At 58.3% G+C, this 14,161-nt stretch carries 14 protein-coding genes and 1 pseudogene; 4 read left to right on the top strand and 11 right to left on the bottom strand.

What is annotated here, in order from left to right; genetic code table 11:
- Positions 1–364: 364 nt before the first annotated feature.
- The 6 genes from AC07M8_RS19290 to AC07M8_RS19265 form a co-directional block, all read right to left on the bottom strand.
- Entirely contained in the window at positions 365–973 is a 609-nt protein-coding gene (locus AC07M8_RS19290; protein ID WP_495175847.1) for an RNA polymerase sigma factor, read from the bottom strand.
- A 365-nt stretch (positions 974–1,338) separates the two neighbouring features.
- Positions 1,339–3,117, bottom strand: a complete 1,779-nt coding sequence (locus tag AC07M8_RS19285; protein WP_495175846.1) for a sensor domain-containing phosphodiesterase — start codon at positions 3,115–3,117, stop codon at positions 1,339–1,341.
- 113 nt (positions 3,118–3,230) lie between these two features.
- The gene (locus AC07M8_RS19280; RefSeq protein WP_495175845.1) at positions 3,231–5,048 is read right to left on the bottom strand and encodes a putative bifunctional diguanylate cyclase/phosphodiesterase; all 1,818 of its coding nucleotides are present in this window, start codon (positions 5,046–5,048) and stop codon (positions 3,231–3,233) included.
- 260 nt (positions 5,049–5,308) lie between these two features.
- A complete protein-coding gene (locus AC07M8_RS19275; protein ID WP_495175844.1) occupies positions 5,309–5,929 on the bottom strand; it encodes a hypothetical protein in 621 nt (206 codons plus the stop codon).
- 23 nt (positions 5,930–5,952) lie between these two features.
- Positions 5,953–6,261 (bottom strand): hypothetical protein, encoded by a 309-nt coding sequence (locus tag AC07M8_RS19270; protein ID WP_495175843.1) that lies wholly within the window; start codon positions 6,259–6,261, stop codon positions 5,953–5,955.
- A gap of 127 nt (positions 6,262–6,388) precedes the next feature.
- Positions 6,389–6,649, bottom strand: coding sequence for a hypothetical protein (locus AC07M8_RS19265; protein WP_495175842.1), 261 nt, complete (start codon positions 6,647–6,649; stop codon positions 6,389–6,391).
- A gap of 227 nt (positions 6,650–6,876) precedes the next feature.
- Between AC07M8_RS19265 and AC07M8_RS19260 the strand changes: the two genes are divergently transcribed.
- On the top strand, positions 6,877–7,089 hold the full coding sequence (locus tag AC07M8_RS19260; RefSeq protein WP_495175841.1) for a hypothetical protein: 213 nt from the start codon (positions 6,877–6,879) through the stop codon (positions 7,087–7,089).
- Between the two features lie 144 nt (positions 7,090–7,233).
- Here AC07M8_RS19260 and AC07M8_RS19255 read toward each other — a convergent pair whose 3' ends face one another.
- The 3 genes from AC07M8_RS19255 to AC07M8_RS19245 form a co-directional block, all read right to left on the bottom strand.
- Positions 7,234–7,503, bottom strand: coding sequence for a DUF1488 family protein (locus AC07M8_RS19255; protein WP_495175840.1), 270 nt, complete (start codon positions 7,501–7,503; stop codon positions 7,234–7,236).
- Positions 7,504–7,726: 223 nt separating this feature from the next.
- Entirely contained in the window at positions 7,727–8,002 is a 276-nt protein-coding gene (locus tag AC07M8_RS19250) for a hypothetical protein (protein ID WP_495175839.1), read from the bottom strand.
- A gap of 415 nt (positions 8,003–8,417) precedes the next feature.
- Positions 8,418–8,801: a MarR family winged helix-turn-helix transcriptional regulator gene (locus AC07M8_RS19245; protein ID WP_495175838.1), complete on the bottom strand. Its 384-nt coding sequence runs from the start codon at positions 8,799–8,801 to the stop codon at positions 8,418–8,420.
- 625 nt (positions 8,802–9,426) lie between these two features.
- Between AC07M8_RS19245 and AC07M8_RS19240 the strand changes: the two genes are divergently transcribed.
- Positions 9,427–10,023, top strand: a complete 597-nt coding sequence (locus AC07M8_RS19240) for a recombinase family protein (RefSeq protein ID WP_495175837.1) — start codon at positions 9,427–9,429, stop codon at positions 10,021–10,023.
- Positions 10,024–10,130: 107 nt separating this feature from the next.
- On the opposite strand, the gene AC07M8_RS19235 is transcribed toward AC07M8_RS19240, so the two are convergent.
- Positions 10,131–10,889 (bottom strand): TorF family putative porin, encoded by a 759-nt coding sequence (locus tag AC07M8_RS19235; RefSeq protein WP_495175861.1) that lies wholly within the window; start codon positions 10,887–10,889, stop codon positions 10,131–10,133.
- Complete coding sequence (locus AC07M8_RS19230) at positions 10,889–12,796, bottom strand: methyl-accepting chemotaxis protein (RefSeq protein ID WP_495175836.1); 1,908 nt, start codon at positions 12,794–12,796, stop codon at positions 10,889–10,891. Before AC07M8_RS19230 ends, AC07M8_RS19235 begins: the two co-directional genes overlap by 1 nt.
- A 715-nt stretch (positions 12,797–13,511) precedes the next feature.
- Here AC07M8_RS19230 and AC07M8_RS19225 point away from each other — a divergent pair.
- The gene (locus tag AC07M8_RS19225) at positions 13,512–14,030 is read left to right on the top strand and encodes a DUF885 family protein (RefSeq protein WP_495175835.1); all 519 of its coding nucleotides are present in this window, start codon (positions 13,512–13,514) and stop codon (positions 14,028–14,030) included.
- Between the two features lie 43 nt (positions 14,031–14,073).
- Positions 14,074–14,161 (top strand): annotated as a pseudogene (locus AC07M8_RS19220) (IS5 family transposase); the annotation flags it as partial.

Below are 14,161 nucleotides of genomic sequence, written 5' to 3'. Positions count from 1 at the left end.
CTGATCGGCTACGGCTTTGATCAAGCTCAGGGTTGAGTCATGATCGGTAGGTTGTGGCATGTCTGCCGCTTCATGGTCGACCCAGGAAGGCAGGGGCGGAATATCGCGACGCTGTTCCTCCAGCTGGGCAGGATATAGCATTGATGTCAGCCGCTGCAGCTCGCATCTGCAAATGGCTTGACGATTGGCCGGGGTAGCGACTGCCTGGGGCTAGATACTTTCCTTGCGGTGTGCTGTGGTTACGGCCTCGATCGCTGCGCTATCATGTCCACGTCCCTGCCAATCCGAAATCGGACAGGGCTGCTGTCTACCAAATTGAGCCGATCGGGCGTGCCATTCAGCATTGATGCACAGCCGGTGGGACCTAACCGATCATCATTCCAGGCTGGTACCGTGGTTTGCGCCTGATCAATGCGGGGCGGACCGGCGCCGAAGGAGGATTTTCCTGTGCCGAAGTTCGTCCGCGTTCGACAAGCTCACGCAAACGCGAGCGTCCGCGAGAGACACGGCTTTTGAACGATGCTTCGCTGATCGAGAGGTGATGCGCTCCGTCCCGGATCGACGCCCCCTGGCCCGACAACAAAACGGCTTCGCGCTGTTCCTCGCTGAGTTCGGCAATGGCCCGGACGACCTCGCTCAACGCCACAGCGCCGTCCTGTCCGCCAGTGCTGCCCTCCATCTGGTCAAACGCCTCGTCTGGTAAACTAACCTGGCGCTGCGCCCTTTGCCGATCGGACAGGAAGCGATTGCGCATCACGGTCCGGCTCCAAGCTGCGAAGTTCGTTCCCGGCTGAAAACCATCCCGCGCGGACCAGCACCGGAGCATCGTTTCCTGAGCCAGATCCTCCGCATCGATATCACTCTTTGTTAGCCGGCGAGCGAAGGCGCGCAGCATAGGTGATCTATCGTTCAGCATCGAGGCAAATGCGTCATCGCTGATGGCAGTGAAGGCGATTACAGGCGTGGAGGGCATGACATCGATCCTGGAACAATGGCCAGATCGTAGGGTTAATTAGTTAACCAAACCCTATTTTAGGCTGCTGGACAGGGCCGCCACCTGGTTCACCAAACTTACAGCGCGGCCAAAGCGTGCTTCTATCGCCTACGAGCATGCAGTGCTCCGCGATCGCTTAGATGGCTATCAGACGTTAGAAAATAAGATCTGTAAATCCGGTTTTCTCGCGGTCCGGCTCGATTGTAGTCACGGATCTTTCAAAGAGCTCCCAGCATGCAGGGAGCGCGACATATAGCTTTCCGGTACCGCAAACCGGATACCTCCGAACTGTTGGAAGGCAAAGCTTTGTGGCCGGAAATGTTGAACGGGAGAGCGCTGCTTGATCAAGCTGCATTTCGGATAGGCGAGGCTGTCGCCTGCTTTTGCACCCACTGATCGAACTCATGCCGCTCCATTGGGCGCGCGAAGAAATAGCCCTGCCCCTCGTCACAGCCCATCTCCTTAAGAAGCTCGGCAGCTTCAGCGGTTTCGACACCCTCTGCGACGACGCGGTAGCCAAGGTCGTGAGCAAGGCCGATCATGGAGCGGACCAAGGTCTGCTCACGCGTACCCACTGTCAAATCGCGAATGAACGACTGATCGATCTTTACGACGTCGGCTGGCAGCTTCTGAAGGTAGGCGAGGCTACTGTAGCCGGTACCAAAATCGTCGATGGCGAGGCTCAGACCCGCATCGGAAAGCGCGACAAGCTGAGCAAGAGCTTCGCCGGAATTTTCCATCACCGCGCTTTCTGTCATTTCCAGTTCGATCATCGCCGGGGGAAGGTCGCACTTCGCCAGATGGCGGCAAATACGTTCTGCGAAGTCCAACTCGCCCAAATTAGCGGCCGAAATGTTGATCGAGAGAGCAATGCCACCCCCGGACGAACGCCACTCGCATAATTGTCTGCAGGCTGCTTCCAGTACCCAGGCCGTTGTCGGTTTTGCCAAAGATGTTTGTTCGATGACCGGTATGAACTCAGCCGGTGATACCTCACCGAGAGTAGGGTGGTTCCACCGGAGCAGAACCTCCGCGCTGACACAGCTTCCGGTTGTGAGATTGATCCTAGGCTGGAAGACAATCCGCAACTGCTCTGGGAGCTCGAGAGCAGTGCCGAAGTCATTAATTAGATCAAACCGACGCTTTTGAGCACGGTCCTTGGCACTGGAGTAGATGCTAACACCCGTTTCGGTGCCTCGGGCGTCAGCTGCCGCGTTGTGTGCGGTCCGAAGCACGTCCTGAGGCCGAGTTGCGCCCGTGACAAAGGGGGCGACACCGACGGATGCTGACATGACGTATCGAGAGGTGGATGCCACGCGCAGCTGCCGCAGAACCGAACTCAGCTGCACCACATAGGCGCTTCGATCGGTACCCGGCTCAGCGAGGAAGACGAATTGTGTGGCGGCGACATGATAGGCCTGACGCTTCGGACCCAGGACGCTCCTCAGGGTGCGGGTCGCCTCCTGGACCAGGTCATCGATATAGTCCGCTCCCATGACCCGGATGCCCGTGTTGAGCTGCTCGGCGTGAGCAAGATCCACCAGAACCACCAACCGCTCGCTGCCGGGATCCTCTCTGCCAAGGTCATCCAGATCGTCCAGAAATTGGGTCCGGTTCGGCAAGCCGCTGAGCGGGTCCACCCGCCCGAAGGCGTGCTGGAGCTCGATCTGCGACATCACCATTTGAGCAAGATCGTTGAGGGCGGCCATTTCGGTAGCAGAAGCCGACCGTGGCTCCGTGCCGAGTACGCATAGCGCACCAAGCCCAAAGCCGTCGCGCGTCACCAGAGGCGCTCCTGCATAGAAGCGTACGCCCTGACCAGCGAGGATGCTGGTTCGATAGCATTCGTCAGCCAGGAGATCGGAGATCAGGATTGCTTCGGCGCTTTCGGCAACGCGAGCGCAGGGAGCCTTGTCTCGCGGGATCGACATATGCTCGATCCCGACGCGGGACTTGAACCACTGCCGATCCTGATCGGTGAGCGATACCGCAGCGACGGGAAGGTCAAATATCTGGCTCGCCATCCGCGTGATGCGGTCGAAGCTTTCGCTGGGTGAGGTGTCGAGCAAGTTGAGCTTGTGCAGCGCGTCCAGTCGCGCTTCTTCATGGAGGTTGGCTATCATCAGCCTCTTATACGGCCGACCTAAGCAACCCCTTTAATGAACTGGTAAACCGATATGGGTCTTTCGTGTTGCACATGCACTGTTCCGCCGTGAGATCGTACCGCCGCAAATGCCTACGCGTGCTCCCTTGCTGTCTCTGAGGCCCTCATGACCTCCTCTACTGCCGATGCCGGCATGGCCTTGCCATAGTGCCAACCCTGCACCTCTTCACAGCCTTTCGCCCGCAACCAGCGAGCCTGAACCGGATGCTCTATGCCCTCTGCGACGATCAGCAGCTCGAAGGCACGCCCGAGCGTCAAAAGGCTGTCGACAATGGCTGATTGCTCGGCACCAACAGCAATGTCGGAGATGAAGCCGCGATCGATTTTGAGGCGCGTGAGAGGTAACTCCCGCAGGACGTTGAGCGAGGCACGGCCGGCACCAAAATCATCAAGCGCGATGCCCACCCCAATCTGACGTAGAGCCTTCAGTGTTGCTACGATCGTGCGAGTGTTTTTTCCCGCAAGATCCTCCGTTAGCTCAAGTTCGATCAGCTCTGCGGGGAGAGCGTGCCGCGTCAGCGCTGAGGCAACGTCTTCCACCAACGAGGCGCCGCGCAACTGCGAGGCAAATAGATTGATAGCGATCCGTAGCCGCTGGCCTGATGCATGCCAGCGCGCCGCCTGAGCGACCGCCGTATCAAGGGCCCACCGACCGACGCTCACCGCAAGCGGCATCAGCTCGAGAATGGGAAGAAATTGCGCCGGAGTCAGCAGGCCGTGATCAGGATGGCGCCAACGCAGCAACGCTTCCAGGCCAACGATCCTTTCATCAGCGAGGCGCACCTGCGGCTGGTAAAACAGTTCGAACTCGTTCCGTTCGAACGCCCGACGTAGCTCGTGCTGAAGTCGATGACGATGCTCTACCTGATGGCGTAGATGCGGTTCGTAGAAGGCGATCGACCCGCTTCCGCGTTCCTTCGCACGGTAAAGCGCGAGATCGGCATGGCAAACGAGATCATCAATGCTGGCGCCATGATAGGGCGACAGGGCCACCCCGATACAAGTGTTGAGCCGCAGTTCCTGATCGTGGACAACAAACCCCTCATTAAATGCCGATCGCAGGCGATCTGCCACCGCCCATGCCGCTCTTGGATCGCCGGCGTCGGGCGCTAAAACGACGAACTCGTCGCCGCCGAGGCGTGCCAGCATCTGATCGCCGGTGAGAAGTCCGCTTAATCGATCTCCGATCGCACTGAGCAAGGCATCGCCGGTGGCGTGACCAAAGAGGTCGTTGACGTCCTTGAATCCGTCCAGGTCGAACATCAGGACGGCAAGTGGATGCTGAGCAGCAAGTATTTCCCCAGCTCGCCGGTGAAGCAGCGTGCGATTGGGTAAGCCAGTGAGCGTATCGAAATGCGCTAGCTGAGCGAGCTGCCGCTCTTGCCGACGCGCCTCAAGGCGGTCGATCACCAACTGTCCCAGCCCTTGCAGAAGTTGGCGTTCATGATCGCTGAACATGCGCGGTTTGGAATCGATGATGCAGAGTGTTCCGATCGCATGCCCGGTCGCTAACCGCAGCGGCATACCTGCATAGAAGCGAATGTGCGGCTTGCCGGTGACCAGCGGGTTATCGCTGAACCTGGGGCTCTCCAACGTATCCTCAATTACCAAAGGAGCATTGAGGTCGAGCGCGTGCCGGCAGAAGGTATGCCGAGACGCGATCATGCAGACGTCCAGGCCGATCCGTGCCTTAAAGAGGGTGGCGTCGGCGGTCACCATCGAGATCATAGCACCCGAAACACCAAAGAGCTTTACTGCCAGAGCAACGATGTGATCGAATTGGGCTTCTGGCGTGCAGTCTTCCATATGATAGTCAACGAGAAGCTCACGTCCCGCCTCAAGACTGCCGAGCACCGTTGAGGGTGAAGGGTTAACGTTGAAGCTTTTCATGTGCTGGGATCCCGCGCAGCGGAGCCGGCCGCGCATCACAACCAGCTAGGCCGAGATCATTAATCCGATGTAAAAAGCGGGATAAAACAATCGGATACGTTGCGGTCGCGCAACAACATGGGCTGTGGTTGTGGGCAGTCCTTAACAGGGCATCATGAGGCAGTGAACGATGTGCTATTGGTCGTCAACGGCACCTGCAGATACTTGCCTAAGCATTCGACGAGAGCCACCCCGCAAGGAGGTGGCTCTCGCATCAAGGTTCAGTAGCGCGTTGGGATAGCGTCCGCACCATAGGCAGACCGTTCGCGGGTGACCTGCTCCGCAGTGTAGACCGGTGCATCAGGATCAAAGCTGCTCCAGCCGCTGTTGCGGTAAGCTGCACCACGGTCAGCAATGTCGACCGGATTGTTCGCGTCTAGGATCGACTGCGCTTCGGCAAGGTGGCTATCAGCCACTTTGGCGCTGACCAGCGTTCCGCCGCGACGCACGCCCTCGGAGTAGACGTTCGCCTCATCCTCGCTGTGGCCAGCATTCTTCAGCGCGCCGACAATGCTGCCTGTGGCTGCGCCGCCAGCAGCACCAATGCCGGCCCCGGCTGCCGTTGCCGCAAGCCACCCGGCTGCGACGATCGGACCAAGGCCTGGGATTGCGAGCAGACCAAGGCCTGCAAGCAGGCCGCCAGCTCCGCCCAGCAAGGCGCCGGTCGAGGTGCCGCGGCTAACGTCGCCATCCTCATTGACGCCTTCATGGCCATGCTCGCCATGGACGTTGTTCGCGACGATGCTGATGTCGCCATGAGGTATGCCAAGCGTCTCAAGATCGGCGACGGCCGTCTTGGCGTCGGAGTAGTTGTCGAAAAGGCGGCTGATTGTCGTGGTCATGATAATTCTCCGAATGTCGAGGATCAATGGACGGTGACGTTGCCCTTGTAATCCAAGGCTATGTTGACCTTCTTGCCGTGCTGCATGGCGTTGCCCTGCCACACCCCGTTGCGGTTCTTGGCGAGTTTGCTCACGTTGGTGTAGCCGGCCTTGGCGATACGACCTTGTGCCTGCGACTCGGTAAACGAGTTGCGTCCCTTAGCTGCAACAGCGGTGGTTCGCGCGCTGCTGTCCTTGACTGCCGGGTTATGCGAGTTGCCATGGGTCTGGGCCTGAGCGCCAGAAGCCAGAATTGCCGCAGTCGCGATGGCTAGAACATGGGGCTTCATCATTCACTCTCCTTTGCGAGCCCACCTAACGCACATCGGCGTGGAACGCCCCACGCGGCGGTGTGGAGGCCGCATGTTGAGCGAAGTGCTGCCTTCCCCTGCAGAATACCGCGCCTTTCAAAGCTAAAATTCATAGCGCGTCAGCAGGCCGATGAAGGTTGATGCTGTCGTATAGCTCGAGCAGCGCATTTACCTCGGAGATGACCGTTTCCTGCTCCGCCCGCCACCTCGCGCTTGCGTCAGCTGTAGGCACGCCATCCCTTCCGTCGTGAACAGTGAACCCCTGATCCAGCAGCCACAGTGCATCGCGTGCTCGCGCTCGCTGGCGCCGCAAGTGATACACCCATTGCTCAACAATGCTGGCAGGAACCAGCCTATCGATCTCACCCATTCGCGCCGCTTATCGGCTTGCGCATCGACGGCATACCGCGTCCCGGGTGCTGTATGGCTAAATGAGGTGCTCCGACCCGGCAGCGCAGGTGCTCGACCGAGTAAGCACAAGCTGCGCTTTCAGCCGTTAAAAGCTGGTGATTGGCCAACTTTGTCCCGCTGCTGATTGGTCTTGCGCATACACTAGCGCCAAGCCACCGTGCGCTGCCCGCAACAACAAGGTTGGACATGCTCGATCCCGATATGCGCCTACAATCAGCTGCGGCTGGAGACACAGCGGTCGCCTTTGCCTTGTTCGAGCACATCGCAGCGAGAGACCCTGACGCGGTCGCCAAAAAGAGCGACGCGATTGCTGTCTTTCGCGAATGCATGGAGGCTGTTTCCTGGCGACAGGAGGCATTCTCGCATGAGCCGCGACCGATCCGGCTGGGAGCTGATTAACTTACCTACAGCCAGCCAACGGCAGTGGGCCTTTGCACAACACAGGGGCGCAAGGCTTACAATTCGGACAATGGGCAGTGGGCAGTTGTCTCAATTAAGCTGCTTACGCGTATGCAGCCATCGTACGAAAACCGCGCTTGCAATCTATTCGAGATCGCCTTCGGTAATGACGATGAGGCTGATGGAAGGGCGTTGCTTACCTGCCTCTACGCAGACGTCGATGATCTCGTCGCTGAAGCGCTCGAACAGCTCCAAGGCATCGTCTTCTGGTTCATCGCCACTCAGCTCCTTCAACACGGCGTACTGCACGGCAAAGTCACGATCATCGCCGTCCACTTCTGCGGTGAACTCGACCTGCCGCTCGCGTTCGTTGTCAAGCAGGCTGTCGTGATCGATCGTAAGCAGGCTGGGCATCGGCGAACTCCTTAGTCGCGCATCCACTGCCCGTCGGGCGATGCATGCGCAAGCCAGCTCCGTCGCTGCGCCTCCCCGAGCGGGAGGCAGCATTCAAATAGCAAAGCAAGGATCGGCGATGCTTCACACCACGAGCCGGCGGACGACAAGCGCTCAGCATAAGCGGGATCGGTCGGCCCAGTACCTATCCCAGTAGTACGAGGCTAGTACGGAGGTGCAGGTCTTAGCTTATCGCAAGATGACCCAGCTCCTCGACAGTGATGCCATACGTCTCGCATATGTGCTGCCGGAGCGCGTGTTTCGCTTCCGTCATCTCGTTGTAGGCGGCTTCTTCGCTGACTTCCGCTGACCAATCGACGACATCGCGGCTGGGCACCAAGACGTTCCAGGCAAGGTTGTGTTTCTTGGCAGCGGCACGGACTTGATTCACCAAGGTCCTTGCTGTGAGGCGAAGATCTTCTATCATTACGTAACGCTCTCCCTGGGGCAAGCCGTTCATCGAGGCGGCACACGCATGCGCGCTGACGGTAGGTGACTAGCTGGTGGGCTGAGCGCCTGGAACAGCACCGTTGGCGCGTGCGGCTTGGCCCGGCAGAACGTCGCTGCCTACGACCGGGCCATGCGGCTCTTTTTGCAGCCCGCGCACTGCGATCCAAGCGAACACGGCAATGGCCAGGATGATGAGTAGGAACAGGCATTTGGCGACGCCGCCAGGCCTCTTGTTGTGTCGGCCTACCATGGTTCACCCCCGTCTGATTGGATCGACCTACGACGTCAAAGCTGAACAGGCCATGGTTAAAGCGCTGCGCCACCACGCTGGCGATCAAGACCGATGCCGGACTAAAGACCTAAGGACATAAGTTTTCAGCAATGAGCTCGGGACTGGCTAACTGACAGAAACCATAAACTCGCTATCATACCGCAGTTAGCTGCAGTTGGCCAAAGTACCTCCGCATTGCTGCAATGCCGCTTGGAGTAAGAGCAAGAAAGACGCGACGGCGATCTGTTGTATCAGCGGTGCGATCAATATATCCCTGCTGCTCGCACAATCGGATGTGCCTGACAGCTGTGGCTCTAGGCGCAAAGGTGCTGTTGCAAGCCTTGATTACCGTTATCGTCTCTTCTCGATACTGTGCTATAAAGAGGAATAGCAGGATATCCCAGGTAGGATCCGCCGTGAGGCTGGATAGTTTCGGAAAGGCTTCCGCACGAGCGTGACGTGCATTTTGGACCGCTTCTGCGAGCGCCAGAAGCTCGGCCGGATCGATAGGTCGATCAATCCGCATGTGTTTTTTCATCGTCCCACGTAAAACTACGGCAGTGCGAGGCGCAAGATCGGTGTTGCTCCCACCACCTGCCCGAGCCCACCCAAGGCTGTGTGCCAAGTCAACCTGGCCGCACTATGTTCCTGGTCATTTATCAGCGCCAGAGACCGCCTCACCCCAAACCGAGCGTGCACCAGCATCTTACGGATCTTCAATCCGTAGCTCACCTTCACGCTTATGAACCATGAAGGGATCTAACTTGGCTGAGCCGCGCCATATCGATTACGAGAAGCTGACATTGGCGGAACTAGAGGCTGCAGCAGAGGCGTCAACAGCGGAACAGCGTCGCCTTCATCTAAATCGTGCATCTGAGCTGGCGACAGCTGGCGAGACCGCCCGTCGTACCGAGATTTGCTTCCCTAATTCCAGCGGCGGCCCGAGGTGCCCTCTGCCAGACGCGTTGCAAGAGATACAGCTGGACTAGTTTTGACCATTGCTCGGTGAGTGAGCGCCGCCACGGTGTGTCCGGAAGGGGATCGGCCAACGGACGGTTGCTGGCCGACCTGTCGAGCAACGGCAAACCGCCATAAAACCAGTCTCACATAGCTGGTACGGTATCTTTTGCGTTGAAGGGGCCTTCTACATTACAGATCGGACTATGACGAACACGCTGATCGGCTATGCCCGCTGCTCTACCGATAGACAGGACCTCGCCGCCCAGCAGGACGCGCTGCACAAGCTTAGCGTGGCGGCGGATCGCATCTACACCGACAAGGGCTTCACTGGCACGAACCGGGATCGCCCCGGTCTCGACCAGGCGTTGGCAGCAGTGCGGAGCGGCGACACGCTGGTAGTGCCTAAGCTAGACCGGCTTGCACGCTCCGTGCCTGACGCACGTGCGATCTGTGACAGCCTTACTGCACGTGGTGTGAAGCTGCAGATCGGCGCCAGCGTCCACGATCCGGCTGATCCGGTGGGTAAGCTGTTCTTCAACATCCTTGCTACCTTTGCCGAGTTCGAGGCGGACCTCATCAAGCTCCGAACCCGAGAGGGAATGGCCGTCGCGCGCGCCAAGGGTAAACTGCGTGGCAAAAAGCCCAAGCTGTCGGATCGCCAGCAAAAAGAGCTTCGGCGTATGTACGACATCGGCGACTACTCGATAAGTGACCTTGCCGAGCTGTTCTCCATTTCGCGTCCCACTGTGTACCGGACACTAGCGCGGCAGGCGTTAGCGCCTGTTCCGAAGGCAGCCTAACTTTCAGCCGGCACACCTCATGTCGCTTCCTCCGAATGTTGCAACATCCTATGATGGGCTACCGACACCAACCGCCATAAACCGTACCTATAAAGTCGGTTCTACTACTATAGGTCAAACGCAACGCCAGCGACAATACTGCCATCGCGATGCTGCCCCAATTTTCGGCCTTGGTAACGTGCATCGGCCCACGCAAGTGATATAGTAGCTGGACCGACGTGAACGTCAGAGCCTAACAGCCAGTCGATCTTCGGCGCACCTGTAACTGTGCTGACGCCTGCTTCGCGGCCGATGTGACCGCGAAGAGTAACTGGGATCCATGGCAGCGGCTGTTCGGCTTCCGCAAACAAGTACAGACCATCACCTTTGCCGAGTTCGGATTGAGGAGGCGTGTAGCTAGTACCAAGCTTGATCGTGGCGCCACCTATTTCTCTGGCAGCGCTTGCATAAAGCTCGGCACTGCTAACCCCGTCTGCGCCGGGGTAGAAGTAGGAGATGACTCCTATATCGACGTTGAAGCCCGAGATGGCTCGCCGGTAGCCGCCATAAAGGTCTACCTCGGCATGAGAACCCTCATAAGCGGCGATGCTCGAGCCCCAGGCTCCAGCATAGAACCCCGCTGGACTTGCCACTTCTGCGGATGCCTGAACGGCACCATGCCCTGCGCTCTGAGTAACGCCGCGGAACAGGTAATTGCTCACTACCGAGACAGTGAGGTCAAGCGTCGGCTTGCCTCCTTCCACAATCTTGCCGTCGGGAACCGCCTCAGGATCACGGGTGGGACGAGGACCAGATGCCTGATCAGTTCCTGCAACAGTCGGTACGCTCGGCAGTGCAATAAGATAGACAGCAGGGGCATCCAGCATCAAGCCGCCTCCAGCTGGCTCAAGAAGCTGCCGATATTATCATCCAGTGCCGAGAGAGTAGCCGTGAGATCCATGGCTGCCTCATCCATCTGATCGGCTGCTGCGTGGCTGACAGCGATCGCCGAGCGGGCGTCAGCGACAGCTATGGCCGTCCTGCGGCTTTCGTCAGCAACTGCTTCAATGCTGCCACGGATCAGCGTGACGCCTTCCACCTGGCGATGAACCGCAGCGTTGATTACACCCGAGGCCGTCTCGGTCCGACCAAGTGCGGCAACGATCGTATCGAGCGCAGCTGAAGTCGTGGTAGTTTGGGTGCGGAGTAGTTCAATCTGATCAGTGACTTGCCGGGTGAGTTCAGCTGTATGATTGGCGAGCGCTTTTACCTCATCAGCAACCACAGAAAAGCCTAATCCCGCCGCGCCTGATCGCGCGGCTTCGATCCTCGCATTGAGCGCCAAGAGGTTTGTCTGCTTGGAAAGCTGATCGATGGCACCGACAACCGTTTCTATTTCGCTGAGTGCCTCGGCCAATGCCGTTACGCTGGTACCGACTAGTTGCCCATCATGGCTGGCCTGTTCTACTTCGGCCAGCGCGGCCGCTGTTTCGCGTTCGATATCCCGCCCTGCCTGCGCGAAGGCCAGCGCCTGTGGCACCAGAGCTGTCATGTGCTGCTCTGTCTGTGTTGCGGCCCCAGTCGCGACCAACACCAGATGTTCAAGTCCGCCCGCCTGATCGCGCACCCGTTCGGAGGCAGCCGCCAGCATGCGGCCCTGGTGACGTATATTCTCGATAGCTGGGCCAACACGCTGCTCGAGCTTGGTCTTTGCGTCGGTCAAGGCTGCCTGCCGAGCGGCCTTTAGTCGTTCATTCAGGGCGACGTTCTCTCGGCGCACCTCCTCCACTGTCGTTTCCAAGCGCAGACGGGCCGCTTTATCGGCTTGCGCAGCGTCAGCCCGGGCAAGAACGAGATCGTCTAAGGCTCGGCGCGCATCCTTGGCGTCCACTGCCGCTTGGAGGACTGCAGCGCCCGTCTGTTCGATCGCCTGCCGACAGTGCCGTAAAATGCGCACCCCAATTAGGATGAGGATCAACATAATCGTCAGCAACATCGGCAAGCAGACGTTCCGTAGGGCGGTGCCGGGACGCTGAGGTGTCCAGACCATGTAGCCAATCGGTTTCCCATCGAAGCCGACAAGCTCAACACTGCCGTCCCCGGGGTGCGCGAAACGTGCGAATCGCATTCCCGCGAGCCTGCGATCTGCACCAAAGGAAGAGATCTGATCGGGCGTCAGCACGTCGATAAAGAGGAGGTAGGAAGCTGGTCCAGGAGGCAGCTTTACCTTGCCGGGATCAGGAATAATTGCGGCGATACTAAATGCGGCTGGCTGATTGCCGATACGGATCAACCCGCTGCGACGATGATCCTCACCAACTGGTTCAGTCCTTAACTCGGCAATAGCCTTGGTTAGAGACGGCCCCATGAGGGCAAATGGATCCAGGCTGACCTGATGGTCACGGTTGCTGGCGTAGGTTGCTTGATTGCGAGCGTTGATAACAAAGCTGTGCTCATAGCCCTGTGTGTGGAACAGGTACGGACCGATGTTATTACTGGCCCACTCGCTGTCCATAGACAGGACTAGCTTGGCGACCGCATCGTCCCATGTCGCGTAATCGCTCTGATTGCGTCGTATGAAATCAATGCGGTTGAAGACGACAAGCCGCGCTAGCTCTGTCTCCCTCACTGCTTCCTGCGCATCAGATTTGACGGTCAGCCAAATCAGCAGCGAGATCATGATGATGCCAGCAGCGGCCATTGCGGCGCTCAGCGGATACACAAAATGCCGCCGGTAGCTCGGCAATGCCGGATTACCCGTCCTCCACCAGTCGTTTTGAGCCAATCGCATCATTTTGGTTTAGATACGGATGCTTAAGAGCTGGCTAATCGAGTTGGACGGGTTGTTGCCATTTGGCTGATTGTCAGCGTGCTTTGGGAGCATACCGCCGGCGGGAAGCAAAGCGCTGGACATTGCTCGCTTCACTGTCGTTTGCAGCAAACCTCACCGTTGCGCTGCAATACGGCCTTCCTGGGTAACATCCCCCATCGATGATGAGGGAGCGCCTGTGGGTCGCGTACGGCTTCGTCATACCCGTCACGAGCAGGCAGGTCGCAACGATCTTTCCGGTCGCAGTGGGTTACATCGTTGGTTGCTGTTCCCGGCACGTCGATGATCGCAACCGTGGTTGTACGTCGCAAAACTCAACACTTTCGCGACAATCTGCGGCAACCACCCATCTGGCCAGAAGAGCGCCCGGGCAGAGAATGCTTCAGCATGAAGGCGATCAACGGCCGAGCAATTGTTCTTGATGCTGATGTGGCAGCGATATGGCCTATGCGATTTGAACCGTTGCGCAAACCTGGCGGTTGTTGTCGCAGCTAGCGCAGGCTTGTAGCGGCATGGCTGCCCCGCTCCACGCGATAAGCCTCTGCTAGGTTCCCTTGTTCTAGCGATATCTGGTATGAATCCGCCAGGGCTTGCGACCCTACGTACGCGGGCAAAGGATCTTAGATTGTCGAGCAAAACTGTAATCTCAGCCCTCCTAGCCGCAACTCTTTCGAGTTCGGTGGCGACTGCACAGTCTGCTGCACCGGCAGAGCCACACGGCAACAGTCAAGCCGATGCGCGTATCAAGCGGTTGTTCGCGGAAAGTGATGAAGCCTATCTGAAACGTAATCCGCTGGAGGCGGTACTGCGTGGCGATCTACGCTATGCGGATACTTCCTGGACCTACCTTACTGAGGCTTATTATAGGAACGAACAGGCGGCAATCGCTCATGATCTGGCCACATTGGCCACAATAGATCGTACGAAGCTAAGCCCGACTGACCAGATCGCTTATGATGTGTTCAAGAGCCGCAACGAGGTCGACCTTGCAGGTGATGAACCTGTAATTCTTCGAATGCGGCTTGATCTGCCTCTTGATCATATGAACGGCTTTCAAGCCTTCTATCCCGACTTCGCTTCTGGCAAAGGCGGTGCGCCATTTAACACTGTGCTAGACTACGACAACAACCTTAGACGCAATGCTCAATACGCGCTGGTTTTAGATCGTGCCGTCGCGTTGTTTAGAAGGGGCATTTGATGTGAGCGTCGCGATCTGATTCAGGCTCCGCGAGGAGACCGGGATGAGCGACCGGTTTTGGCTGACGGACGAGCAGATCGAGCGGCTACGGCCGTTCTTTCCCAAGAGCCACGGCAAGCCGCGGGTTGATG

It is taken from the genome of Sphingomonas sp. GW821-FHT09E03 (genome assembly GCF_059416225.1).
The sequence above is the reverse complement of the archived record's forward strand: the minus strand, read 5'-3'. Positions and strand labels throughout refer to the sequence as shown.